The organism is Microcystis wesenbergii FACHB-1317 (genome assembly GCF_014696875.1).
Taxonomy (GTDB): domain Bacteria; phylum Cyanobacteriota; class Cyanobacteriia; order Cyanobacteriales; family Microcystaceae; genus Microcystis; species Microcystis wesenbergii_A.
Map to the genome: position 1 here is coordinate 1 of NZ_JACJQV010000206.1, position 22,862 is coordinate 22,862.

29 protein-coding genes and 3 pseudogenes are annotated in these 22,862 nt (G+C 40.6%); 13 read left to right on the forward strand and 19 right to left on the reverse strand.

The window, feature by feature from the left end:
* Both H6F92_RS21580 and H6F92_RS26310 read left to right on the forward strand, forming a co-directional pair.
* Positions 1-114 (forward strand): annotated as a pseudogene (locus H6F92_RS21580) (IS5/IS1182 family transposase); the annotation flags it as partial.
* A 153-nt stretch (positions 115-267) separates the two neighbouring features.
* Positions 268-357, forward strand: coding sequence for a hypothetical protein (locus tag H6F92_RS26310; RefSeq protein WP_242030226.1), 90 nt, complete (start codon positions 268-270; stop codon positions 355-357).
* Positions 358-480: 123 nt separating this feature from the next.
* On the opposite strand, the gene H6F92_RS21590 is transcribed toward H6F92_RS26310, so the two are convergent.
* Together H6F92_RS21590 and H6F92_RS21595 are read right to left on the reverse strand one after the other, a co-directional pair.
* Positions 481-783 (reverse strand): element excision factor XisI family protein, encoded by a 303-nt coding sequence (locus H6F92_RS21590; protein ID WP_002757393.1) that lies wholly within the window; start codon positions 781-783, stop codon positions 481-483.
* On the reverse strand, positions 768-1,187 hold the full coding sequence (locus H6F92_RS21595; protein ID WP_190359430.1) for a XisH family protein: 420 nt from the start codon (positions 1,185-1,187) through the stop codon (positions 768-770). Before H6F92_RS21595 ends, H6F92_RS21590 begins: the two co-directional genes overlap by 16 nt.
* A 528-nt stretch (positions 1,188-1,715) precedes the next feature.
* Between H6F92_RS21595 and H6F92_RS21600 the strand changes: the two genes are divergently transcribed.
* From H6F92_RS21600 to H6F92_RS21625, 6 genes are all read left to right on the forward strand, one after another.
* The gene (locus H6F92_RS21600) at positions 1,716-2,114 is read left to right on the forward strand and encodes a hypothetical protein (RefSeq protein WP_002746868.1); all 399 of its coding nucleotides are present in this window, start codon (positions 1,716-1,718) and stop codon (positions 2,112-2,114) included.
* Between the two features lie 3 nt (positions 2,115-2,117).
* Positions 2,118-2,525: a hypothetical protein gene (locus H6F92_RS21605; RefSeq protein ID WP_190359431.1), complete on the forward strand. Its 408-nt coding sequence runs from the start codon at positions 2,118-2,120 to the stop codon at positions 2,523-2,525.
* A gap of 269 nt (positions 2,526-2,794) precedes the next feature.
* Positions 2,795-3,559 carry a PD-(D/E)XK nuclease family protein gene (locus tag H6F92_RS21610; RefSeq protein WP_190359432.1) on the forward strand — a complete coding sequence of 255 codons (765 nt, stop codon included), beginning with the start codon at positions 2,795-2,797 and terminating at the stop codon, positions 3,557-3,559.
* 715 nt (positions 3,560-4,274) lie between these two features.
* Complete coding sequence (locus H6F92_RS21615) at positions 4,275-4,958, forward strand: J domain-containing protein (RefSeq protein ID WP_190359433.1); 684 nt, start codon at positions 4,275-4,277, stop codon at positions 4,956-4,958.
* A 346-nt stretch (positions 4,959-5,304) separates the two neighbouring features.
* The gene (locus H6F92_RS21620; protein WP_190359456.1) at positions 5,305-5,916 is read left to right on the forward strand and encodes a DUF3611 family protein; all 612 of its coding nucleotides are present in this window, start codon (positions 5,305-5,307) and stop codon (positions 5,914-5,916) included.
* A gap of 2 nt (positions 5,917-5,918) precedes the next feature.
* Entirely contained in the window at positions 5,919-6,260 is a 342-nt protein-coding gene (locus H6F92_RS21625) for a DUF565 domain-containing protein (RefSeq protein ID WP_190359434.1), read from the forward strand.
* Positions 6,261-6,335: 75 nt separating this feature from the next.
* Here the strand turns inward: H6F92_RS21625 and H6F92_RS21630 are convergent, their stop codons facing one another.
* The 4 genes from H6F92_RS21630 to upp form a co-directional block, all read right to left on the reverse strand.
* Positions 6,336-7,085 carry a Uma2 family endonuclease gene (locus H6F92_RS21630; protein WP_190359435.1) on the reverse strand — a complete coding sequence of 250 codons (750 nt, stop codon included), beginning with the start codon at positions 7,083-7,085 and terminating at the stop codon, positions 6,336-6,338.
* Positions 7,086-7,192: 107 nt separating this feature from the next.
* Positions 7,193-8,014, reverse strand: a complete 822-nt coding sequence (locus H6F92_RS21635; protein ID WP_190359436.1) for a Uma2 family endonuclease — start codon at positions 8,012-8,014, stop codon at positions 7,193-7,195.
* Positions 8,015-8,437: 423 nt separating this feature from the next.
* Positions 8,438-8,725, reverse strand: coding sequence for a ssl2009 family thylakoid membrane protein (locus H6F92_RS21640; RefSeq protein WP_190359437.1), 288 nt, complete (start codon positions 8,723-8,725; stop codon positions 8,438-8,440).
* 14 nt (positions 8,726-8,739) lie between these two features.
* A complete protein-coding gene (gene upp / locus H6F92_RS21645) occupies positions 8,740-9,393 on the reverse strand; it encodes a uracil phosphoribosyltransferase (protein ID WP_190359438.1) in 654 nt (217 codons plus the stop codon).
* On the opposite strand from upp, the gene H6F92_RS21650 reads away from it, so the two are divergent.
* Positions 9,392-9,568 carry a hypothetical protein gene (locus tag H6F92_RS21650; protein WP_190359439.1) on the forward strand — a complete coding sequence of 59 codons (177 nt, stop codon included), beginning with the start codon at positions 9,392-9,394 and terminating at the stop codon, positions 9,566-9,568. The two genes, upp and H6F92_RS21650, sit on opposite strands and share 2 nt — an antisense overlap.
* Positions 9,569-9,618: 50 nt before the next feature.
* Here H6F92_RS21650 and rpsU read toward each other — a convergent pair whose 3' ends face one another.
* From rpsU to H6F92_RS21665, 3 genes are all read right to left on the reverse strand, one after another.
* A complete protein-coding gene (rpsU, locus tag H6F92_RS21655) occupies positions 9,619-9,801 on the reverse strand; it encodes a 30S ribosomal protein S21 (RefSeq protein ID WP_002738938.1) in 183 nt (60 codons plus the stop codon).
* A gap of 66 nt (positions 9,802-9,867) precedes the next feature.
* Entirely contained in the window at positions 9,868-10,221 is a 354-nt protein-coding gene (locus H6F92_RS21660) for a metal-sensing transcriptional repressor (RefSeq protein ID WP_190359440.1), read from the reverse strand.
* A gap of 90 nt (positions 10,222-10,311) precedes the next feature.
* A complete protein-coding gene (locus tag H6F92_RS21665; RefSeq protein ID WP_190359441.1) occupies positions 10,312-10,575 on the reverse strand; it encodes a hypothetical protein in 264 nt (87 codons plus the stop codon).
* A 129-nt stretch (positions 10,576-10,704) separates the two neighbouring features.
* Between H6F92_RS21665 and H6F92_RS21670 the strand changes: the two genes are divergently transcribed.
* A complete protein-coding gene (locus tag H6F92_RS21670; RefSeq protein WP_190359442.1) occupies positions 10,705-11,112 on the forward strand; it encodes a hypothetical protein in 408 nt (135 codons plus the stop codon).
* Positions 11,113-11,120: 8 nt separating this feature from the next.
* On the opposite strand, the pseudogene H6F92_RS26315 reads toward H6F92_RS21670, so the two are convergent.
* From H6F92_RS26315 to bchL, 7 genes and pseudogenes are all read right to left on the reverse strand, one after another.
* Positions 11,121-11,378 (reverse strand): annotated as a pseudogene (locus H6F92_RS26315) (IS4 family transposase); the annotation flags it as partial.
* Between the two features lie 157 nt (positions 11,379-11,535).
* On the reverse strand, positions 11,536-12,339 hold the full coding sequence (locus H6F92_RS21675; RefSeq protein ID WP_190359443.1) for a nucleoside phosphorylase: 804 nt from the start codon (positions 12,337-12,339) through the stop codon (positions 11,536-11,538).
* Between the two features lie 111 nt (positions 12,340-12,450).
* Positions 12,451-13,096: pseudogene (locus H6F92_RS21680) on the reverse strand (RloB family protein).
* Position 13,097: 1 nt separating this feature from the next.
* Complete coding sequence (locus H6F92_RS21685) at positions 13,098-14,390, reverse strand: AAA family ATPase (protein WP_190359444.1); 1,293 nt, start codon at positions 14,388-14,390, stop codon at positions 13,098-13,100.
* Positions 14,391-14,560: 170 nt separating this feature from the next.
* The gene (locus tag H6F92_RS21690) at positions 14,561-15,961 is read right to left on the reverse strand and encodes a ferredoxin:protochlorophyllide reductase (ATP-dependent) subunit N (protein WP_190359445.1); all 1,401 of its coding nucleotides are present in this window, start codon (positions 15,959-15,961) and stop codon (positions 14,561-14,563) included.
* 16 nt (positions 15,962-15,977) lie between these two features.
* Entirely contained in the window at positions 15,978-16,748 is a 771-nt protein-coding gene (locus H6F92_RS21695; RefSeq protein ID WP_190359446.1) for a DUF5331 domain-containing protein, read from the reverse strand.
* Positions 16,749-17,058: 310 nt separating this feature from the next.
* Positions 17,059-17,928, reverse strand: coding sequence for a ferredoxin:protochlorophyllide reductase (ATP-dependent) iron-sulfur ATP-binding protein (gene bchL / locus H6F92_RS21700; RefSeq protein WP_002773281.1), 870 nt, complete (start codon positions 17,926-17,928; stop codon positions 17,059-17,061).
* Positions 17,929-18,388: 460 nt separating this feature from the next.
* Between bchL and H6F92_RS21705 the strand changes: the two genes are divergently transcribed.
* Both H6F92_RS21705 and H6F92_RS21710 read left to right on the forward strand, forming a co-directional pair.
* The gene (locus H6F92_RS21705; RefSeq protein ID WP_190359447.1) at positions 18,389-19,234 is read left to right on the forward strand and encodes a hypothetical protein; all 846 of its coding nucleotides are present in this window, start codon (positions 18,389-18,391) and stop codon (positions 19,232-19,234) included.
* Between the two features lie 4 nt (positions 19,235-19,238).
* Positions 19,239-19,424: a hypothetical protein gene (locus tag H6F92_RS21710; protein ID WP_002766362.1), complete on the forward strand. Its 186-nt coding sequence runs from the start codon at positions 19,239-19,241 to the stop codon at positions 19,422-19,424.
* Between the two features lie 510 nt (positions 19,425-19,934).
* On the opposite strand, the gene H6F92_RS21715 is transcribed toward H6F92_RS21710, so the two are convergent.
* The 3 genes from H6F92_RS21715 to H6F92_RS21725 form a co-directional block, all read right to left on the reverse strand.
* Positions 19,935-21,143, reverse strand: coding sequence for a 4-hydroxy-3-methylbut-2-enyl diphosphate reductase (locus H6F92_RS21715; RefSeq protein ID WP_190359448.1), 1,209 nt, complete (start codon positions 21,141-21,143; stop codon positions 19,935-19,937).
* A gap of 94 nt (positions 21,144-21,237) precedes the next feature.
* Positions 21,238-21,711, reverse strand: a complete 474-nt coding sequence (locus tag H6F92_RS21720) for a CRR6 family NdhI maturation factor (RefSeq protein ID WP_190359449.1) — start codon at positions 21,709-21,711, stop codon at positions 21,238-21,240.
* 592 nt (positions 21,712-22,303) lie between these two features.
* Complete coding sequence (locus H6F92_RS21725) at positions 22,304-22,492, reverse strand: hypothetical protein (protein ID WP_242030230.1); 189 nt, start codon at positions 22,490-22,492, stop codon at positions 22,304-22,306.
* A gap of 152 nt (positions 22,493-22,644) precedes the next feature.
* Between H6F92_RS21725 and H6F92_RS21730 the strand changes: the two genes are divergently transcribed.
* Positions 22,645-22,824, forward strand: a complete 180-nt coding sequence (locus H6F92_RS21730; RefSeq protein ID WP_190359451.1) for a hypothetical protein — start codon at positions 22,645-22,647, stop codon at positions 22,822-22,824.
* Positions 22,825-22,862 lie beyond the last annotated feature (38 nt).

Sequence of the window (22,862 nt, forward strand, 5' to 3'; positions counted from 1 at the left end):
ATTTTATCATCAAGATATAGGAATCGGAGACGGCGTTTTGGTCTGAGATTTAATTTAATCGCTGGCATTTACAACTATGAACTTGCTTTAGGCTATCATCAAGTAGCTGAATAAGACTTTTGCAGGAGGTCTCCTGTTCACTCCATCTTTACCAATCATTCATGTTTCGGTTTTAGGTAGAAGTCCAAGGGATACGGAAATTTGGCAATATGCAAAGGATAAAAACTGGTTATTGTTACGAAAGATGCAGACTTTTCCGATCGACTAATGGTTGATTTTTTCCCACCTAAAGTAGTACATATCCGTTTTGGCAATATACGAAAACGCGAATTTCATCAGTTTTTAGCTCGTATTTGACCAGAGGTTGAAGCTTTGGTTATTGAACATAAATTAGTTAATGTCTATTTAGATCGAATTGAAGCATTTAGATAATTTTTCCTAACATTCAGTGCGATATCGCTAAGGTGGGTAATGCCTACCTTACTCTAGGGAAAGTCCAGTAATAATATCTTCTGGGGGAATCCCAGCTTGAATTAAATTGGTTGTTAATCCTTCTTCAAGATTATCATCTTCAATGACAATTTTATTTTTCAATAAACGAGCGTGAAATAAAATTGTATTAATCCATGCTTCTTTTTCCCAACCAGTCATAATTATTAAAAAGTTGCCTGATTCTGGATCACAAACTGGGGTAATTTTAAGGTTTTGTAATCGAGGTTGCATCGCCGATTCTTTTCTGATAACTTGAGTTAGAATATCAGCATAATTTACTGTGTTATCCATTCGACAATTATCTCCTTTTGAGGATTATAAATAATTAAATTGATTCTATTACGTTTAATAACCAGTTGGAAAATAGCTTTTTTGAAGTGTTTTAAATAAACCGCTTCACTAATGCCCAAAAAAAGTTTTCTTTCAGGTTCTTGTGAATCTAAAGCCCATTGGTATAATTGAAGTTGTCCTATTATTTTTTCTAATTCACTGATAACTGAAGGCGTATCAAAGTCTTTGATTTCTACGGCAATTTTACGATCTTCTTTTTCCGCAGCAAAAAACTTTTCTGCTCCTAAATCAGCTTTAAGCAAGGTTTTTTCTAAGGTTAGAATTAAAGGATCATCAGTGATTTTCCAACCTTCTTTTTCTAAAGTATGACGTAATGATAAATGTAGATCGTCTCGTCTGGACATCCTTATAAACCCTGCTTAAGAGGTTCGTTTCCTATTTTACTACAGTTCGCCCTAATTCGGATTTATTATGACCGAAAAAGCGGTAAGGTGGGCAATGCCCACCCTACTATTCCTATTTCCGTTTTTTCAGGCTAGAGACTAACCCTAATCCTAACAAGGCAACAACGGAACTCAGTGCAGATCTGGTAGGGTGCGTTCCCTCATGCGAGTCCTACCGCTGCAGCGATCGATTTTGGGGAACGCACCACGATCATTGATTCAAGCAAGTGATTACAAGCTAAAAACGTCTAGGCACAGCGACAGACGGAAGTGCGATCGCTTGTGATCGAGTTGTAAATTTTTGTTACGAAGTGCAGTCAGATTGAATAATTAGTGCTATGCTCGTCGATGAAAAGTTCTTTGTATCTTAGCTGATTGTCAGCAATCTACAAAACGGGGTGATATGCGGAAACTTTCGGCATATCCTTACTCTGGTTATTCGGAAAGTTTCTGTATAATTAGTTAAACCTAAAAAATGAGGCAAAATCAATGACGGACAAAAATAAGCCAGAAGAAGTTCAAGAGGCAATGATTTCAGTGGGAGTGGGTACGGCGATTGGAGCTAGTGCATCGGCAGTAGTTGGCGGTATGGGACTTGCTGTAGGAGGAACTGCTCTAGGAGTCGGTATGGCTCCAGTAGCAGCGGCAGGAGCAGTGGTCGGCACGGCAGTTTACGGAACCAAAAAAGCAATAGAAGAACAAGACGCAACGGCAATTGGAGCAGCGGCAATTGGTGCGGGTGCTGGAGCCGGCATATCAGCATTGGTTGGAGGTATGGGATTAGCAGTAGGAGGAACGGCAGTTGCAGTGACGATGGCTCCCGTAGCGGCAGTAGGAGCAGTAATTGGTTTGGCTGGGTATGGTATCTCTAAATTATTCACTGAGTAAGCAATGGCTACACGGAAAAGACAGTCTCCCAATGCTGCTCAAAAATTAGCAAGAGGAGCAATTCGGGACTTTATTAATCAGCTTAATGGCATAGTTATTGAGCCGGAGATAAATACTCCTGTAAAGGGTACAGAGGCTTGGTATCGGGACAAACTGGCTGGGGAATTAGGAGGAAAAACAGAGGTTTACATTGATAAGGTAGGTAGAATAGATGTCTTAACTAATACGGAAATAATTGAAGTTAAAAATACAAAAGGCTGGAAATCAGCGATCGGGCAAATAAAGAGTTATGGACAGTATTATCCTAAGCATAAAATGAGAGTTCACCTATTTGGGAAATTGACTGAGAGTAAACTGGAAACTATTCAGAGAGTATGTAACCTAGAAGGTATAACTCTAACTTGGGAATAGTATGATCGCTGATCTGGTAGGGTCTGTTCCCTCATGCAATTCCTACCGCTCCACCGATCGATTTTGGGGAACGCACCATGATCATTGATTCAAGCAAATGATTACAAGTTAAAAACGTCTAGGCACAGCGATCGATGGGAGTGCGATTGGCCGGTGAGCGTTCTCCGTCTCAAACAGATTTTACACCATCCACTTAGGGCTGATGGGTTAATCTATTCTCAATAAGCCCTGCTTGTTACTGTGACTAATCACATTAACGATAACCTATCATGTCTGAGATCTATCGTCTTGCCCAAGGCCATTTAAACCTATTGGAAACCTGTCCACCGAGGTTTCAAAAAGTCTATCTAGAGCAACTTAACACACCGGCTGACCCCGGGCAATTGCAGCGGCAAGAATGGGGCAGTCAGTTTCACCTATTATTACAGCAGCGGGAATTAGGGCTGCCGATCGCGTCTCTGTTACGGGAAAATGAACAGTTAGAACATTGTTTAACAGCCCTATTAAAGGCTGCCCCGGCAATTGCCGAAAATCCAGGAGAAACCAATCGAGAAGCGGAACATTGTCGCAGTTTAACTGTGGGTAATTATTTATTAACGGTTATCTATGATTTAATTTTATTAGAGAGCGATCGAGCGGTAATTTTTGACTGGAAAACCTACTTAAAACCGATCGATGCCGACAAACTAGCCAAAAATTGGCAGACGAGACTGTATCTGTATGTGTTGGCAGAAACTGCTGCTTATCCTCTCGATAGTTTATCGATGACCTATTGGTTTGTGCAGTTACCCCACAGCCCCGAACAAATTACTTTTAACTATAATCAGAAACTACACCAACAGACAGGGCGCGATTTACGCCGTTTATTGAAGGCTCTCGATCGCTATCTATCAGCATACGAAAATGATTTAGTTGATTTTCCCCATCGTCCCGATTGTCAGCTTCATTGTCCCTATTATCTTAGACAAGAGCGAGCGGGCCAAATAGAGTTACCCTCGATCGATGATATCCCTGAAATCAATCCTTTTGTCTAATTTTGCCGATGTCGTCAGGAGCCAGTCGTCAGGATTCAGGAGATTGCTTTTATTTATTCTTCCCACTTCCCTTTCCCTTCTCCCCTCTCCCCAACTCCGACTCTGCAATAATTACTCGCAGCCAGAAATACGTTAGTCTCGTATCATACTTTGTGCTTTTTGTCAAAAAAACTTTTTTTTTGCAATCAAACTACACAAAAAAAAGATCATCGTTGCCAGTGAAATTGACTAATTTACCTGTCTTAACTAGGATCACCTTGTAGGTGTGGCAAGGGTTTCAACCATTGCTGCCCAAAAAAGCACAGAATAGCCCATCATGAAATTCAGTAAAATCGCTGTAACCATTGTAACATCGTTGTTAAATAAAAATATTTCTCAATTAATTCTTAAGAATTTATAAATATTGCGAAATGTTAATTTAAATAGTCTCAAGTGTTTGGAGTCAATCAATAATTTTTGCTTATCTTTGTCCAACATTTGGTTAGAAGTCAGGAGACAGGAGACAGGAGACAGGAGACAGGAGATTATTTTTATTTATTCTTCCCACACCCCACACTCCACTTCCCCACACTCCACTTCCCCACACTCCCCCTGCCCCCCCGATGTCGGGGGGGTTGGGGGGGTCACACCCCACACCCCATTCTCGATAATTGTTCTTCCCCGCCGCGTTAACCATGGTCGATAATAACAAAAGACAGATCGATCGCTTGCGCTCATGACCGGCAACCACTACCAAACCTTAGAAATCAGCCATAAATCGACCCCTGACGAGATTAAACAGGCCTATCGGCGTTTAGCCAGACAATTCCATCCCGATAGTCAAAACGATAGTGCCAGTCACGATAAAATCGTCGCTATTAACGCCGCCTACGAGATTTTAAGCGATCCGAGACTAAGAAAGGACTACGATAACCAAATAATCGCCAATTCTCCCCGCGTCCAACGCACTGCCACCGCTCAAGCAAATTACCATCGTTACAAAGAAGCGGTCCAGGAAGACGAGTACCTGGTCAAACAGTGGTATAACCAGACCTATAGCCCGATTAATCGTCTGATTGGTCAAATTATCCGGCCCCTCAAACGTCAGATCGATCACCTCTCCGCCGATCCCTTCGATGATCAGTTAATGGCTGTTTTTCAAGACTATCTAGAAACCTGTCGCCAAAATCTCGATCGAGCCAAAACCCTCTTTTCTCAACGGCCCAACCCTGCCAAAATGGCCAAAGTGGCCGCTTCTCTTTACTACTGTCTCAATCATCTCACTGATGGACTAGAAGAATTAGAAACCTTTACCCTTAACTACGATGATCGCTCTCTCCACACTGGTCAAGAAATGTTTCGCATGGCCCAGGGTTTACAGGTGGAAGCTAAACAGATAGCCAGTCAGTGCCAAAATTAAATCTCTTGTAAAAATCAAAAATTGTTGTTAGGGTGAGGAGTCAGTCCTGATGAAAAAATTTTCACCCCCACAGATGAAAGAGGTTTCTTTCCCTACACCCCACACCCCACACCCTACACCCTCTTTCAAGTCAGTAGCCAGTAGTCAGTAGTCAGGAGAATTAAGAATGAATAATAATCAATTAAATGGTCTATTTACAGATTTTAGGCAATTTAATCATTATTTTTGCCGTCTTTGAACCCTGAAAAATTAATTATGCAAGAGGTTTATTAAATCTCTAGCCATGGGCAAAAAAAAAGACGAAAATAGATCAAGACCAGATTTACCCAATCCTAGCTTAACCCCGATGAGAGACAAACAATCAGAAATTACCAATATATCCACCACTAGAGATTCTGATCTTTATTCCTTACCTCCGGCCGTCCAACGGGCCGCTAATGTCCTTTTACGCCAGGGAAGAATCGGTTTTTGGACGCAGATTGTCCTGGGCGTGATTTCAGGGGTTTTATTACTCATTGCTACCGCTAGTTTATTAGGGACGAGACAACGCACTTCTGGCATTGAAATCGGTGTTTTATGTGCCATTGGTGGGGCTGGTTTCTTGGTGGTCGCCATTTTCTTTTCCTCTCGTTACATGAAAATTGCCCGTCAAATGTTGAGGGGTGATCAAGATAGTCGCCCGAAAAAATCCGATACTATTCAGTTAATCCGTCAGGGTTTAATCGCTAATATTATCGGGATGTTTTTAACGATTTTGGGGGCGCAAGCGTTAGCGGGAATCGTCTTAATTAAATCCCTCAATGTTCCCCAAGGTACTTTTAATGTTGCCTCTAACCCCAGTCAATTTGTTAATTCTGTTGACCTGTTAATTGTGCAGGCCAATACTAATACAATTCTCGCTCACTTTACCGGTATCGTTACTTCTTTGTGGCTTCTTAATCGTATTACTTCTAAATAAATATGGCCATGCAACGCACCCGTTTAAGTACGCTGGCTAATGTCACCAGCAGTCGATTTAATAGCTTTTTTGGTAATCCTTGGCGGCGGATTTCCCTACAGATAATTTGTGTTTTATTTGGAGTTTTTTCTGGTCAAGCAATTGTCACCACTGCCGGACAAACTGCCCAATGGGATGTCACCGCTGCCGGTTTATTGTTGCTGTTTACGGAGGCGATTAGCCGGATTGTTTACCGACAAAGTTCTCAGGCTAAACCTGCACCGATTCTGCGAGAATCTTTCAATTTACTAAAAATTGGTATCACCTATAGTTTATTTCTAGAAGCCTTTAAAATTGGCTCTTAAATGTTTAATGATCGCTGCCGTTTTCCTGTACCAGTCCTAACTGTTATTTTTGTGCTATTTCTAACAGCACTTTTCTTACATTTCATCGGGGTTAATTCCAAGCAATCTCAGCCTTTCGGCCAGCCGTGTCGCTCTTTGTTCAGCCTCTTGTTTAGCCAAGCGTTCTTGAGCAGCGAGCGCCTCAGCCTGGTTCGCTCTTTCCGCTGCCGTTAGATAGCGATTTCCTGACTGGTCATACCAGTATAACCATTCCCGATACCAAGCAATATGTTCTCCTTTCTCGTAACCTAGTGCCAAGCCAATTTCTGGCAACCAAACTCGATTATTCTCACTTTCTAGAAGTTGATATTTTCCTGAGACTAATTTATATACTTCTAATCTTTGTCGGTTTTTAAATCTTCCTCTTCTGCCACTGAAAGGATTGTAGATTACATAATACAGAATCCCCAGGCTTTGGTAATTGAGAAATTTTTCCTCATATTCACTATTATACTTCTCGGAAATTACCTCTAAAAACAAAATCGGCAAGATATACTTTTCCCCCCACAAAACATAGCTTAACCGACCTCTTTCTCCCGTATCATGGTTGACTCCAAGCGCTAAGAAACCATCGGGGACAAAAGCTGATTCGTCTGGATTATAATAAACAGCCATATCTACCCCAAAATACCAATCATCTCGACGGTTCCAAATTAAGGCTAGTAAACTTAGCAGTAGATTGGGAATATCATTCTGTAACTGATTGTCCACTGGAGTTTCGTCGGAAGAGGGCAATTCTTCGGCGCTGGGAAGAGGGCGATTTTTGTTATAGGTGAGGTTAACCATAGCTCCTGCAAGCGTGGTGTTTGATTACTGCTAATTCTAACAGGACACCAGAGAACTTGACTAAATGGGCAGAACATTTCCTCGATACAGACAGTGGGGTGTCAGCGTCATATTTGTTCCATTTCATCGGGGTTTATGCCAAGGGTTCTGAGCCGTTCAGCCAGCCGGATGGCTTTTTGTTCCGCCTCTTGTTTAGCCAGACGTTCTTGATTGGCAATTTGGCGTTCTTGAGTAGCGATCGCCTCAGCTTCCTGTTTAGCCAAGCGTTCTTGAGCAGCGAGCGCCTCAGCCTGGTTCGCTCTTTCCGCTGCCGTTAGATAGCGATTTCCTGACTGGTCATACCAGTATAACCATTCCCGATACCAAGCAATATGTTCTCCTTTCTCGTAACCTAGTGCCAAGCCAATTTCTGGCAACCAAACTCGATTATTCTCACTTTCTAGAAGTTGATATTTTCCTGAGACTAATTTATATACTTCTAATCTTTGTCGGTTTTTAAATCTTCCTCTTCTGCCACTGAAAGGATTGTAGATTACATAATACAGAATCCCCAGGCTTTGGTAATTGAGAAATTTTTCCTCATATTCACTATTATACTTCTCGGAAATTACCTCTAAAAACAAAATCGGCAAGATATACTTTTCCCCCCACAAAACATAGCTTAACCGACCTCTTTCTCCCGTATCATGGTTGACTCCAAGCGCTAAGAAACCATCGGGGACAAAAGCTGATTCGTCTGGATTATAATAAACAGCCATATCTACCCCAAAATACCAATCATCTCGACGGTTCCAAATTAAGGCTAGTAAACTTAGCAGTAGATTGGGAATATCATTCTGTAACTGATTGTCCACTGGAGTTTCGTCGGAAGAGGGCAATTCTTCGGCGCTGGGAAGAGGGCGATTTTTGTTATAGGTGAGGTTAACCATAGCTCCTGCAAGCGTGGTGTTTTATTACTGCAATTCTAACAGAAAATTACGGTTTTAGATTTCGTTGTTTTTGTGCGATAAAGTCTAAGGGATGATTATTTTTCCTGCTTCCAAAGCTCTGCCTAATTTGAATATATTATTCTTCTGGTAGAACCTGAAAATAGCGTCTCCAGGTAGAACTGGGGAACGAGGCAAGGTAAATGTTTATTAAATTGTAGCTTAGGATACAATGTAGTGACGGTAAGTGTGCATAGTTCTGGTTGATCGCTCTGTGTCACTGTTTTGAGTTGCCCCATCGCTTAACGCAAGCTAGGCAATTACTGAATTTTCCCCCCGATCACTGCAAGGCCAGGCACTTTTTGAGGGAAAAAAGTCTAAAGATATTATCCAACAAGGTTTTTAGATTTATTCAGCCAGCCCTATTTAATGGTCGCTGCCGTTTTCCTGTACCGATCCTAACTGTTGACGCACATCATCGATCGCTAGATTTAACTGGGCAATTTTATCTTCTAAACTGCGGCGGGCCATTTCCATGCCTTCCTCTGGAGTCAAGCGCCCATTGCGGCTCTCCTCCAAAAAAGACTGATTGTCAGCAGCTGCTAAACTGCGACGACTGCGATTAGCCAACACTGTCCCCAAAACACCGCCCACTAAACCACCGACAATCGCACCAGCTAAAAAACCGCCCGTAAACCCATCTCGCTGACTCATAATCCCTTTTTCTCCTAATAGGTTCCAAAAGCTCGATCGCCGGCATCGCCCAATCCCGGCACGATATAACCGCGGCTATTTAATCCTTCATCGATAATAGCCGTATAGATGTTCAAGCTGGGATAATTTTGACTCAATTTCTGCAAAGCTGGCGGGGCAGCCACCACGGAAATCAGGCGAATCAGGGCAGGATCAACGCCTCTGCTGGTAATTTCTGCCATTGCCGTTGAAATTGATCCCCCCGTGGCTAACATCGGTTCAAGAATTAAGACTCTCGTGGCCCGATCAAAACTGGCCGGTAATTTATTTAAATAACAACTCGCCTCTAGGGTTTCCTCATTTCTGGCTAAACCGAGGTGATAGGTACTAGCTAGGGGTAAAAGGCTTTGGGCCCCTTCCAACAGGGCTAATCCTGCCCGTAAAATCGGGACTACGGCGATCGGTACGCTAGGATCGATAAAAGTAGCCGGACATTCTGCTAGAGGGGTTTTAACGCTAGTTTCCAGGGTTGGCAACCATTGCCGCGCCGCTTCGTAGGTTAACCAGCGCCCTAGTTCCGTCATCGCTGTTTTAAACAGTACCGAGGGGGTATTTTGATCGCGTGCGATCGCAAGCCAATGCTTAACCAGAGGATGTTCGGGAACATAGACGCGCAGTTGTAAAACCATGAAAACACTAGAACTCGATCGAGGGCTAAACTTTATCTTAAGCGAAAAAGCCGTCAGTTATCAGTTATCAGTTATCAGTTATCAGTTATCAGTTATCAGTGATCAGTTATCAGCTTTTTTCTCCCTTCTCCCTTCTCCCCACACCCCTAAAACCCAACCCTCAAAACCAGGTTAAAATATAAAAGCAAGCCAGAAGCGTGCGAGTGGCTTCTGACTTGGGGAATTTTAACGACGACGGGTTCTTTGTCGTCTCCGGGCTACTGCTTTACGCTTTCTCTTTTCTTGAGGGGTTTCAAAAAATTGATGCTTTTTGATATCCGCATAAATTCCCGCTTTCGCTACCTGTCGCTTAAAACGACGCAGGGCTGATTCGATCGCCTCGTTCTGACCAACTACCACTTGGGTCATTAACCTAATTCACCTCCTCTAATTGCTCTCTGCCTAAAAAATGCCAACTTCTCATTATAGCACAATCTAGGGTAAAAAGCGATCCAAGGCGGCCTTTAATTCTTCAATTTCTGTCTCGATACTACCTTCCAGGGCGGCCCGGGCAATACATTCGCTCAGATGTTCGTCGAGAATAATTCTGGCGACACGATCAATCGCCCCGCGAATAGCGGCAATTTGCATCAAAACTTCAGGACAGGGACGATTTTCCGATACCATCGTCTTGATGCCGCGAATATGTCCTTCGATCCGCGAGAGACGGTTCATAATTTGCTTCAGGGAAGCTTCGCTATGGACGTGGGGAGTCCCTTTTGACTCGTGGTCATGTCCCGTCTCGTCGTGGTTGTGAAGGGGGTCGAAAGGGGTAATTTGATTAGTCAAGGGTTTACTGTCAATTCAGTTCTACTCTCTAGTGTGCCACAGTTGCGAACCCCAGCCCCTAGGATGGTTTTGTCCGGTTTAAATTTCGCTTCAAGGGTCTTCGCTTTGCCAATCGGGGCAATTTTCCTCTTGATTCCAACCGTAGGGATGAAATCCACAAATTAGACGCTGACGGGTTTCTCGACTCTGACCGTAGGATTGACCGTGGTAGTGACGACAACCGGTGCAGGTTTGGGGACGGGAGCAAGGCACTTGATTAAAACCAAGTTGCGATCGCAAAATCTGACACCGCGATTGATAATTGTGCCAGTTTTTGTCAATCGCTCTTTGTCGGATAAAATTGGTCCTATTCATGATGATCGGCGATACTAAATCCTGTTTAAAAGGTATAGGAAAGTGGGGTGTAGGATGTGGGAAGCAAAAAGCTGATCACTGATCACTGAAATAACCTACTAATGATAGTTCAGATTGACCAGGAAAAAGATGATATTGACTTTACTATTAGCTTGGCTTTTAGTTGCTAACATGAATAGCCAAGGATTTTTAGCAGTGACGATCGATTTTCAATGGTTGGGAAATCAAGGTTATACAGCTAAAGGTTCTTTTAGTTATGATGAAAAAACGGCCCCGACTATCTTTTCGGAAAAAGGTTCGGGAAAAACGCAAGTTTTAGAAAATTTTCAAGTATCTTTTTATGATAACAGTGGTCAAGAGATCGCTAAATACGATAACGTCAGCCAGGGAGTTTCCTCGGCTAATTATTTTCCGTTTAATTTTAATACCAAAACCGGTCAAGTTTTCGGCTCGATCGATCTAGGGGGTGAAGGGATGGGGGAAATTTCTAAGTACAGGACAAAAAATGTAAGGACTGGAGAAAAGGAGAAAAGTTAGGTAATCATCGCTACCCCTTCATGGACAATGCCGACTGTGAGGATGTTGTAGTGATGACTACCAAATGACCAATTGGTGCGGTCAATACTCAATACCCAGGGTTGAGGGATATTGAGCCACTGGACTACCGTGGCTATTTCGGGGTAATCTCTCTCGAAGTCCCCAAAAAAGCGTTGTCATCGTTTGTAATCGGACTCTACCAATACCCGACCTTCAAAACCTAGGGCTAATTCCTTGAGGTTGACGGTTTTTACTTTCAACAGAGCCGGTCAGAATAGAGCGACCCCTTGGCTGGCGCAATGGCGACCAAGAATTAGCCGATAATGTGATTAAATCAATCCAGGAATTACGCGCTAAACTCATCTCCTGTTATCCCCAAAGTCAGGAAAAAGAGGAAGTCTTAATGAAGATGATTTCTGAACATTAATCAATTGAGGATAGGGAGAGGTTACTAACAGTCAATATTGCCACCTGAATCGCTTTTTCGATGGCTTGTTGTTTGCTTTCTAAACTAATCCCTTCCTCTTTACTTCTTTGGGCAATCACAGCACAAATACAAGCGGCAGTAAATCCATAAACCCCTGCCATTTTCAATAAAGTTCCCGCTTCCATTTCATAATTGAGAATATTTAAACGTCGATATTCTTCCGTAATTCCCTCTAAGTGACGCTGAAGATAAGGGTTAGCAGAAGACAGTATTCTTTCCTGTCCTTCATAAAAACTATCCACAGAAGCGGTAATACCTAAATGATAATTTACTCCCAAAAATTGAGCCGATTTGACTAGAGCAACTGTCAAAAAAGGATCCGCCACTGCGGGATATTCCGGAGGAGCAATATCATTAGCAGCACCTTGCCTACATAAAGCCGCTTGGGAGATAATAATATCACCAATTTTTATTCTATTTTGAATTGCGCCACAAGTACCAATACGAATAATAGTTTTAATCCCCACCTGTATTAATTCATTAACCACAATACTCAAAGATGGCGCACCCATGCCACTGGTAGCCAGAAGAATTGGGGTAGAATTATCTAGATAGCCAAGATAACTATTTAATCCGCGATAATCCGATAGTAAACGTGCATTTTGTAAATAAGTTTCAGCAATATAGCGCGAGCGTTCTGGTTCCCCCGATAATAGGGTGATAGTCGGTTTTGCCGTGCCTAAATCCTCACTGCTAAAGTTGAGATGATAGGGTTTGTGGTGAGATAAGTTATTGGACATTTAAATCAAATTAAGAGCAGTTACTTTGGTTAAATAGGCTTTTAGTTATTATAACAACTTTAGGTTTAAATTAAAATTAAATATTTAATTATTGACAGAAGAGAATCAAGCTTAAGGACGACTATTGATATTAAGTTCTTGCACTAATTCCTGTACTGTGGTTGAGGGATTGGCATCAAAAGGATGTTTTTTTGCTTCATCTCTATCTTGAATAAGTTTTGCTGCATTAGTGATTGCTGTTGTCTGTATGGCTTTAATTTTTCGTACATATCCTCTCGATTTTTTTTTCATATTGTTCTTTTTCGTTTAATAATTCACACTTTTTCATCTGGGTATTTAAAATTTTTGGGTATTCACTTCGGGATGTGGCGATATCCAGATATTGAAAGTGTAAAATAAACCAAATTTCAAAAGCTTCATTAGAATAGGCAATCTTGATATTTTTTTGTTTAGCCAGTCTTTCCGCTTGATTAAATTGCTCTTTAGAACAGTTATCTTTATCAAAAACACACCAGATTTGATCGAATGAGTCATCTTTTTTTAGATTATCTATAATCTTAATAGCTTTTTCGACTAAACTCAAGCTATTTTTACCTTCACCTTTCACCATAACTTCAATTTTCTTAGGAACAGTAAAAGCCTTAAAATAGTTAACTTCAGTTCTTTCTCCCTCGCAAACAATTAAAAATCTTTTTCTTGTTTCTCTAGTCTTAATTTGGCGACGCAAATAATCGGAAGTATTCCTGTTGTTACTCATACTAATTACCAATAATTGTACTTAAATCACCAATAAAAGGTATTGCTCCATAACGACCTTGAATATAATCTTTTTTCAAGGTATTATTATTATTAATATCAGCAAATTCCACCAAGGAATATAAATCTGTTGCTCCTTGATGATTTTTTTCGGTAAACCAAATTTGATCCCTCCTTAAAAATTTATAACTAAGTAAATTAATATCGTGAGTAGTAAAAATAAGTTGAGCATTTTTGGGATTAGTTTTCTGAGAATTAAATAATTCGATTATATTTCTAGTCATTAGAGGATGAAGTCTGGCATCCAATTCATCAATTACTAAAACTTCCCCTCTTTGCAAAGTGTCTAAAATCGGTGCTGACAGAGCAAAAATCTTTTTAGTTCCATCAGATTCATGATTGTCCATATCAAAAATTTCTAACTCAATCATTTTACCTGTTGAGTCATACTTTTGATGATAGGTTTTTATGGTAGCGGACTTTATTTCACCGCTAGAGTGACTGATGATATTTCTGACAACATCCGGTAAATCTTGCGGGAGACTATCTAAGGAAATTTTTCTGGTTTCTGTTTCTAGGTTGAGATTGTCAATACTTAAATCTAATTTTTTAATTAACTTAGTCACATCATAAATCAAATCTTGTCTATCAGAAAGATACTCAAGCGTAATCGCTTTTAATAATTCCACATCTAACCCTGACACAACACCTAAGTGACTAAACCAAGAGACAATTTCCACCGCTAGAGAATCATTAAATTGAGCCGCTAGTGATAAAAACAGAGTATTTTTTTTTGTCAATCCTCTTAGTATATTACCTTGTTCAATATTTTTGCTATATTCTATTTTATCGCCTTGCCGATTAAAGATTTTAGTTTCACGACTTCTTGGCGTACAAAATAACCATTCAGAAACTACTCGCTTTTGAGTTGCTTCAAATCCATATCTATAAGTTTTATTTTTTAGCTGAAAAACTATTTCAAAAAAGGATGGTTTATCAACAGTTTCGGTACTTAATCTAAAGGGTTCCACATCTATTTTGTCAGTGATTTGTAATTTAGCAGAATTCATGACAAACCGTCGCATAAAATTGAATGCCAGAATTAAATTACTCTTACCACTGGCATTTGCTCCATAAATAGCGGCACTTTTCAGTAAACTAATTTGTTGATTAACCTTAAAAACATTATTTTTATCAAGCTCATCATTACCACAGGCATCCTCGGCAGCTACCATACTGAGAGTTACTACATCTTTAAAAGAGCGATAATTGCCGACACTAAATCCGATGAGCATTGCATATTAACCCTAACAGTCTCTAAGGAATAAAGGAGACTATACTTTTATTTTATGCACTTGTTGAGCATTTGAACAAGAATTGTCCTCAGAATCAGCAAACAATCACAGGAAAAAAGGTAAGGAAAATCAATTCCTTACCTGATGATTGTAGCCTTTTGAAAACAAATTTACACTTTTGCTGACTCTTTAACTAACTTATCCCAACCCAATTCCTTGAGGTTATTGTTGCGACGCAGGGGACGAGTAGCTAACTCTAAAATATCTCGCGCATTGGTAAAACCGTGGATTTGAGCAAAAGTAAATTCTACCGACCATTTAGTGTTAATTCCCCGCGCTTCTAAGGGATTTGCATGGGCCATTCCCGTAATCACTAAATCGGGTTTTAACTCGTAAATGCGCTGAATCTGATTGTAGTTATCAGGTTTTTCGATAATTTTCGGGATGGGAACACCCATATCATTACAGGTTTTTTCTAGTAATGCTAATTCGGCCGCTTGGTAGCGTTTATCCATGTAGGGAATACCGATTTCATCGCAAGTCATCCCGCAGCGAATTAGGAAACGTGCCAGAGAAATTTCTAGTAAATTATCCCCCATAAAGAAGACTGATTTACCGCGCACAAGTTGCAGATAATCCTCTAAACTTTCCCAAATTTTTGCCTCTCTTTCTTCTAATCCTTGGGGTTGTACTCCCAAAACCGAACAGATTTTTTCTATCCAAGCGCGGGTTCCATCTGGACCGATGGGAAAGGGTGCGCCAATTAATTTACACTTACGACGACGCATTAAAGTGGTGGCAGTTCGTGATAGAAAAGGATTGACACCAGCGACATAATAACCTTCTTCAATTACTGGTAATTCAGTAAAGCGTTTGGCCGGCAACCAACCATCAATTTTAACTCCTTGTTTTTTTAATTCTAGGGTTAAATTAGTCACAATTGGGTCGGGAACAGAACCAAATAAAACCAAAGGAGAATGGTCTTTATATTCCGATTCTTCCTGTTTAATTTCTTCTTTTTTACGTCCAAAAGTTAAGAGTTTCTGGATAGCATTCCGTTCTTCTTTTTCCTCTTCATGCTTAACTTTTTCGGGACATTTATGCACCATAGAAGCGAGGACGGTATCTTCTCCTTGGGTAAAAGCATAATCTAAACCATTAGCGCGTGCTGTCACGATAGGAATACCGATTTCTGACTCTAGTTTCGGTGCTAATCCTTCCAAGTCCATTTTGATAATTTCGGTGGTACAAGTACCGATAAAAACGATAACGCTAGGGTTTCTATCTCGTTTAATTTGTAAGCAGAGGCGTTTTAATTCTTCGTAGTCTTTTAGTTGAGCGGAAATATCCCCTTCTTCTAATTCAGCCATGGCATAACGTGGTTCAGCAAAAATCATGACACCCATAGCATTTTGCAGGAAGTAACCACAGGTTTTTGTGCCGATAACAAGGAAGAAACTATCTTCGATTTTCTGGTATAACCAAGCAACACAGCTAATCGGACAAAAGGTATGATAGTTGCCGGTTTCACAATCAAATTGTAAAGCGCTCGGTTCTTGAATGGCGGTCATGTTTTTGGGGTCTCCTTTAACTTGGTTTATTTAGGTTTTCTCGTTGTAACTCTTGGCGGATTTTTTGCAGTACAGGATCCTCAGTAGGACAGACAGAATTACTTAATGCTCTTTCTTTCTTTTCTAGTTGTTTCTTCTCAGGATCAAAATTTAATCCTAAAACTTCTAGAATTTTGTCTCCATCGGAATTAAGCTGACAAAAGGGATACATCCACACTGATAATTGAGATTCTAAAACGGTCATTGCACCTATAATGATGTAAAAATTCGGACGTTTACCTCCGTCTGATGTTTTTCGCCACCAGTCTCTAGAATCCATTAAAGACTTAATCCAAGATTGATTGTTTTGGTAGTAATCTAACCATTTATCTGGTAAGATTTTTAGCAATTCCTCAAAAATAATTACTTTGTTTTTTTCGACTGATAATTGTTTTTCTCGGAATCCGTTGAGATATTCATTGTGCGAATTAGAACTCAGTAATTCTTTTTCCGATTTTTCCAACTCCTTTTTTTCAGAATCAAAATTTAGTCCTAAGACTTCTAGCAGTTTGTCCCCATCGGAACTAAGTTGACAAAAGGGATACATCCACACTGATAACTTAGGTTCTAAAGCTGTTGCTGCCGCTACAATTATGTCAGCACTAGGACGTTTACCACCGTCGGGAGTTTTTCGCCACGAACCTCTAGAATTCATTAAACACTTAATCCAAGCTTGATTATTTTGGTAGTAATCTAACCATTGCCTCGGTAAGGTTGCTTTTAATTCCTCAAACTCAAAGTTGCTCATTTTGTCCCCTTGGCTGAATAATGATGTTCTCTCTATTATAATTCCCAATAAGAGGGAAAAATTATCATCATCGAGTTGGGGGGTGGGCCAGGCCAGGTGGCTCTTTTCGGTTTGGTGGGTAAAATGTATTCTAAGATACAGTCCTGCTGGCGGTCGCAACGCGCTCGCTACGCGAGACCGAGTGCAACGAACCACAAAGACACAAAGGAAACAAAGATTGATCGCTCCTATATAAATTAAACTTGTCACACAAAGAATAAGAGAGCCGCCAGGTTTTCCTTAACCCACCAGACGAGATTTTTTCCCGGAATTAAACCATCATCAGGTCTAATTCTGCCTCGGCGTTAACTTTGGGTTTATCGGCATTAAGATAGAAATCCGATAATAAAGTGAATAACTCCCGGTCGGCAGATTCTTTGGGAATAACTCCTTCTGGTTTGGCTAAAATCTGATCGGCAATGTTGAGATAATAGTCACAAACGTAACTTAACATCGGGTCTTTGTCGGCCATTTCAAAGAGAGTTTGACCTTTAACTCTGGAGACGCGAATATCTTCAATTAAGGGTAAAACTTCTAACACTGGCATGGGAACATGATCCACATATTTATTAATTAAATCGCGTTTTGAGGTGCGATTACCAATTAATCCGGCTAGTCGCAGGGGATGGGTGCGCGCTTTTTCCCGGACGGAAGCGGCGATGCGATTGGCGGCAAAAAGAGCATCAAAGCCGTTATCTGTGACAATTATGCAGTAATCGGCGTAATTTAAGGGTGCGGCAAATCCTCCACAGACCACATCCCCCAAAACATCGAACAAAATCACGTCAAATTCATCAAAAGCGTTCAATTCTTTTAATAATTTCACCGTTTCCCCGACGACGTAACCGCCACAACCGGCGCCGGCAGGGGGTCCACCCGCTTCCACACATTTGACACCACCGTAACCGTCATAGATAACGTCTTCGGGCCAGATGTCTTCGTAGTGAAAATCTTTTTCTTGTAGGGTATCGATGATTGTGGGAATAAGAAAGCCTGTCAGGGTGAAAGTGCTATCATGCTTGGGGTCACAGCCTATTTGTAGGACTTTTTTGCCTCTTTTGGCTAAAGCAGCTGAAATATTACAGCTTGTTGTCGATTTACCGATGCCACCTTTTCCGTAGACTGCGAGTGTTAAAGGCATGGAAGTTCTCCTAAATGTACGCTTGAATGGTGAGTTTGTTTATCAGTGCTTCGATCGCAATTATTGACCATCTCCCCACCCCTTGGCAAGAGGCTCAATTTTTATCTGCTATAGCTAGAGTGAGATTGAAAGCGTAAAAATTAGATAAATAATTTTTTAGAGCTTATAAAGTCTCTGAAATTGATAAAAATTTATATAAACAACTTTGTTTATATATTTACTTTAAATACAAACAATAAACAAAAAATCGCCAAAGCTTTACAAAAACTCGATAAACAGGGTTTTACCGTGCCAAACCCAGATAAAAAAGGTCAAGATAGAGGCAGTCTAGAGACTGATGTCAGATTTTCGTGAATAATCATTACAATTTTCCCGGTCAGCAGATTAAATAAATCGATCCTGAGAAGAATGCCGAAAAAGCCTGTAGTAGAATTAGAGGAAAGTACCTGTAGGGTTTCCTATGCGAGTTAAGCAAAAAACGCTGACTACACTCTTATTAGAGAATAAGGCTCCTAAATATCGTCCTTTTCTGGCGTTTTTTCTGGCTGGGTTTCCCTTGCTGTTTTTAGCATATTTGGTTTATTTCCAGCGCGCTTATCTCGACTGCATTCGGTTAGGTACAAAAAGGATAGATTGTCAATATGTCCAAGAGTATAATTTTCCTGTTTCTAGTCGGGAAAATTTTTCTTTAACTCACATTAAAGCTACGGCTGTCTATCAGGAAGTTTTTATCAGTGTTGAGCAGGAAAAAACTGTTAATAACACGGTTTTATTGGTCGGAAGAAATAACCATCTCTACATTGAGAATTTTCGGGATGTGCAGTCAGCTAGTGATTTTAAAACTCGATTTGATAGTTTTGTGAATAGATATCAAGCTCAGGAAATTATTGCCAAAAGTACCCTAGATACCTTGTCAGCACTGCTAGAACAGAACGATAATTATCGCTACTATCTCTGGGGTATGTTATGCTTATTGTCAGGTCTATTGTTACTTTATGATGCCAGCTATTGGGAGATTTATATCTTTAATCAAGGTACCGCTACCCTAACCCGTAAGCGACAACATTTAACTTTTAGAAGTGAAAGTGATTATCTTCTAGAGATAATTGTTGAGGCAAAGGTAGAAGATTACAAAGGCTTTTTGGGTTCTAATTACCGACGGATTATTTTAACCTTATCCAACGGGGAAGAAATTATTCTCAATTGCCGGTTACTGGAATCTATCAGTAACGGAAAAAGGGAAGAAAAAATCCTGGCAATGATTGCCGAAAAGTTAAACTTAACTCAAGAGGAACTGTTACTCTAAGTCAATGCGCTCAAATTCTAGTTATTTAAAGTCTCTTTTTTTCGGTTTCCTATTGGTGACTGTGTTAGTTTATGTATTGCGCGGCATGGGAATATTATCTTTTTTACCAGGAGGATTAATTTTGTTATTAATTCTGTCCTCCGTGGTGACGGGAATCCTCTACGGAATCGATAAAACCCGCCGTTTTTAGGAAAATATTGGCTCTTCCTTCCAGACAGAAACGAGAAGGCTGCATCTCATTTTTGTAAATCTACTAAGTTGGGATTTTTAGGGGGAAACTCTCGGCTAAAGTCGGGCGTTACTTTCGATTTTATCACTCAATCCAAGCTTTTGGGGGGTTCTACCCCCCAAGACAGCTGCTGATACTAAATCGAGTTATTAAAAACTGATTATTTATTCTCCGTTTTGCCTTTTGCATGAGTAGAAAACGGGTTTCTCCGAGAAACCCGTTTTCTGTGCGTTACTTAACGGATTTAGTATGATATATCTGTAATACTTTAAAAGTCACTGATAATTGCTGATTGTCGGTATTTCTGCAAATGTGAGATGCACCCAACGAGAAGAGTCGAACGGTTCTAACGTCAATGTCAAGATTGTGGTCGTCAGTTTCTGAGCAATCTTATCGATAAAAATATCGGCTGCATCTCCTATTTGTGATATGAGATGCAGCCATTGCCAAAGGCTAACACACCTAGGCTAATTAACCAGGGACTAAAGAAGATTTGAGAGCAAAAATTTTCTCGATTACCTCTTCTACCACCTTATCGGGAGTGGAAGCACCGGAAGTCACTCCGACGATAATTTTTCCCTCATTTAACCAGTTATCGGTGATGATTAAATCACCACCTAAAGGTTTATGTTCGATGCGATTACCGGGGAGAATGCGCTCGGCACTATCGATATGATAGGAGGGAATAGCACGCTCGATCGCTATTTCCTGTAGGTGAGTGGTATTAGAGGAATTATAACCGCCAATTACCACCATTAAAGAAAGCGGTTCTTTCACCAGTTCAAACATGGCATCTTGACGCTCTTGAGTGGCATCACAGATGGTATTAAAACTCATGAAATGATCTTTAAAATCGATCGGTCCGTACTTTCTCAACATAGTATGCTCGAAGAGTTTGCCAATTTCCTCCGTTTCACTTTTCAGCATCGTGGTTTGATTGGCAATACCGATATAATCTAGATGGCGATCGGGATCGAAACCCTGGGAATGAGCATTTTTAAACTTCTCTAAGAACTCATTTTTATCGCCACCGTGGAGAATATAATTAGCGACATAATTAGCCTGATCCAAATTTAAAACGATTAGATAAGTGCCAGCAAAAGAGCTAGTGGCGATCGTTTCTTCGTGATTATATTTGCCGTGAATAATCGAAGTGTGGTCGCTTTTTTTGTGTTTTTCCACGGAATTCCACACCTTAGAAACCCAGGGACAAGTGGTGTCCACAATCAGGCAACCCTTATCGTTAAGTATTTGCATTTCCGAGACACTAGCCCCAAAAGCGGGTAAAATCACCACATCCCCCGATTCCACCACAGTAAAGTCTTTTTGGCCATTTTCCACCGGAATAAAACCCACGGCCATGGAGCGCAGACGCTGATTAACCGAGGGATTGTGAATAATTTCGTTAGTAATCCAGAGACGTTCCTGGGGAAAATGTTGACGAGTTTCGTAGGCCATAGCAACCGCGCGTTCTACCCCCCAACAAAAACCAAAAGCTTGAGCGAGATAGATCGTCACGTCACCCCGTTGTAAACGATAATTATTTTCACGAATTTCTTGGATCAGGTCGCTTTGATACTCATTGGTCATCGCATCCATTACTTCCTCTTTGTGACCGAATCCCTTGCGGTTATAGTTATCCGATTGCTGTAGGGTGCGTTTAAAGGATTTTGTATCCATGATTCTCTGATAGGGGTATTGGTGGCGCTAAATTGGGCGAGACAGTAGCTTGCCATATATTAAAAATACCTTATCTAGTCAGCCCAGGGAGTCTTTAGAGACGAGAGAGAAATTCCTCATCGATATCGTAACCAAACTGTTGAGCGAAAAATTTTAAGCGAGATAAAGCAGGAATTTGCTGACTTTTCAGCCAATCAGACAAAATAAAGAGTTTTTGCATCACAAAAATCTCCAAAGCTTCGGGATTATATTGAATTCCTTCCCCGCGATGGAATTGATGGGGGACCAACATAGCAGCATAGCGGGCAATTTCTCCCTGTTTTGGGTCAAGAATAAAGATTAACCAGGGATAAACCGCATCTAAACGCAAAAACCACAGCCTGACTTCTGGTATCTCCGATAATTCTCGCATATCACCCTCCGCACGAGGATAATCTATCTCTAATTGTAGAGCTTGTTCTAGTTCGGCGATCGCTGATCGGGACTGATAATCTTGAATAATAGTCTCTAAGGATGAGAGATCGAGATTTTGAATCTGATTGGGGTTAAGAGCGATTTTGACAGTCATAGGGGCAAATAAAAGGTTATATCGGGCGAAATTACGGTTTTTTATCCCCAGATCGGCAATGATCTATCTCAGAAAATACTCTCGATCGGGACAAAAAAACTAAGTATGACTATTCTCTCACTCCGGAGCGAGAGAGGGAAACTGGACTAAAATAGACCTCTTGTAAAAATCAAAAATTGTTGTTAGGGTTAGGAGTCAGTAGTCAGTAGTCAGTAGTCAGGAGAATTAAGAATGAATAATAATCAATTAAATGGTCTATTTACAAATTTTATGCAATTTAATCCTTATTTTTGCCGTTTTTGAACCATCAAAAATTAATTATGCAAGAGGTTTAATCCTCATGATTGGATTTCTCCTACAATTTAACCTCGGTTGAACACTGGGGGTTTTTTACTCGGCAAAATCGGGAACTCAGGTTATTGATAACTATTAGCTTGACGGGTAAACATAAGGTGATATTGTCCTCGTTTGCTCATCAGTTCCCCTTGACAAAGAGCTAATCGATGACTAATTACTATTGATAGATTTCCTATTCTGCATTAGCAGCAGGGGAGGCTGTCGGTTCCTCAAAAATGACCAATTCTCAGGATAATTATTCTAGAGAATTTAACCCTTTTTCCGTTAACTTAATTAAGGGCAATCTATCGAGATTATCAAAGAGAGTGATATCGGGGAAATTAGCTACTTTATCAATTACTTTACCCCAGACAAATCCTCGAACTCGATCGCACAAAGAGGCAAAGAGTAAACCGGTAATCGTGCTGAGGGAATCGGTCAACAAGCTAAGGAAAATTAATCCGCTTACACTTGCGACTACCTTTAAAACAAACAACGGTTGAGTCTTCTCTGACGAACAATACACATTATTACAGTCCCCGGCACTCGAACCAGGAATAAAGGTACAATAGAACTGTAGAGATCTGGAGGGTTGCTATGTTTACACACAACTTAGATGACAAAAAACTGTCCCTCGATCTAGAAGGGAAAACACCGCAAAAACTCACCTATCGTTCACCAAAAATCTACCACCTCGATCGCCCTAGCAATTTATCAACAGAAAGGAATTCAAGGACTGCGGGATTTAGAAGGAAAATTTGCCCTCGTTATTTTTGATGGAAGTCCTGCGGCAACATTCCCTAGGCATTGCTGAT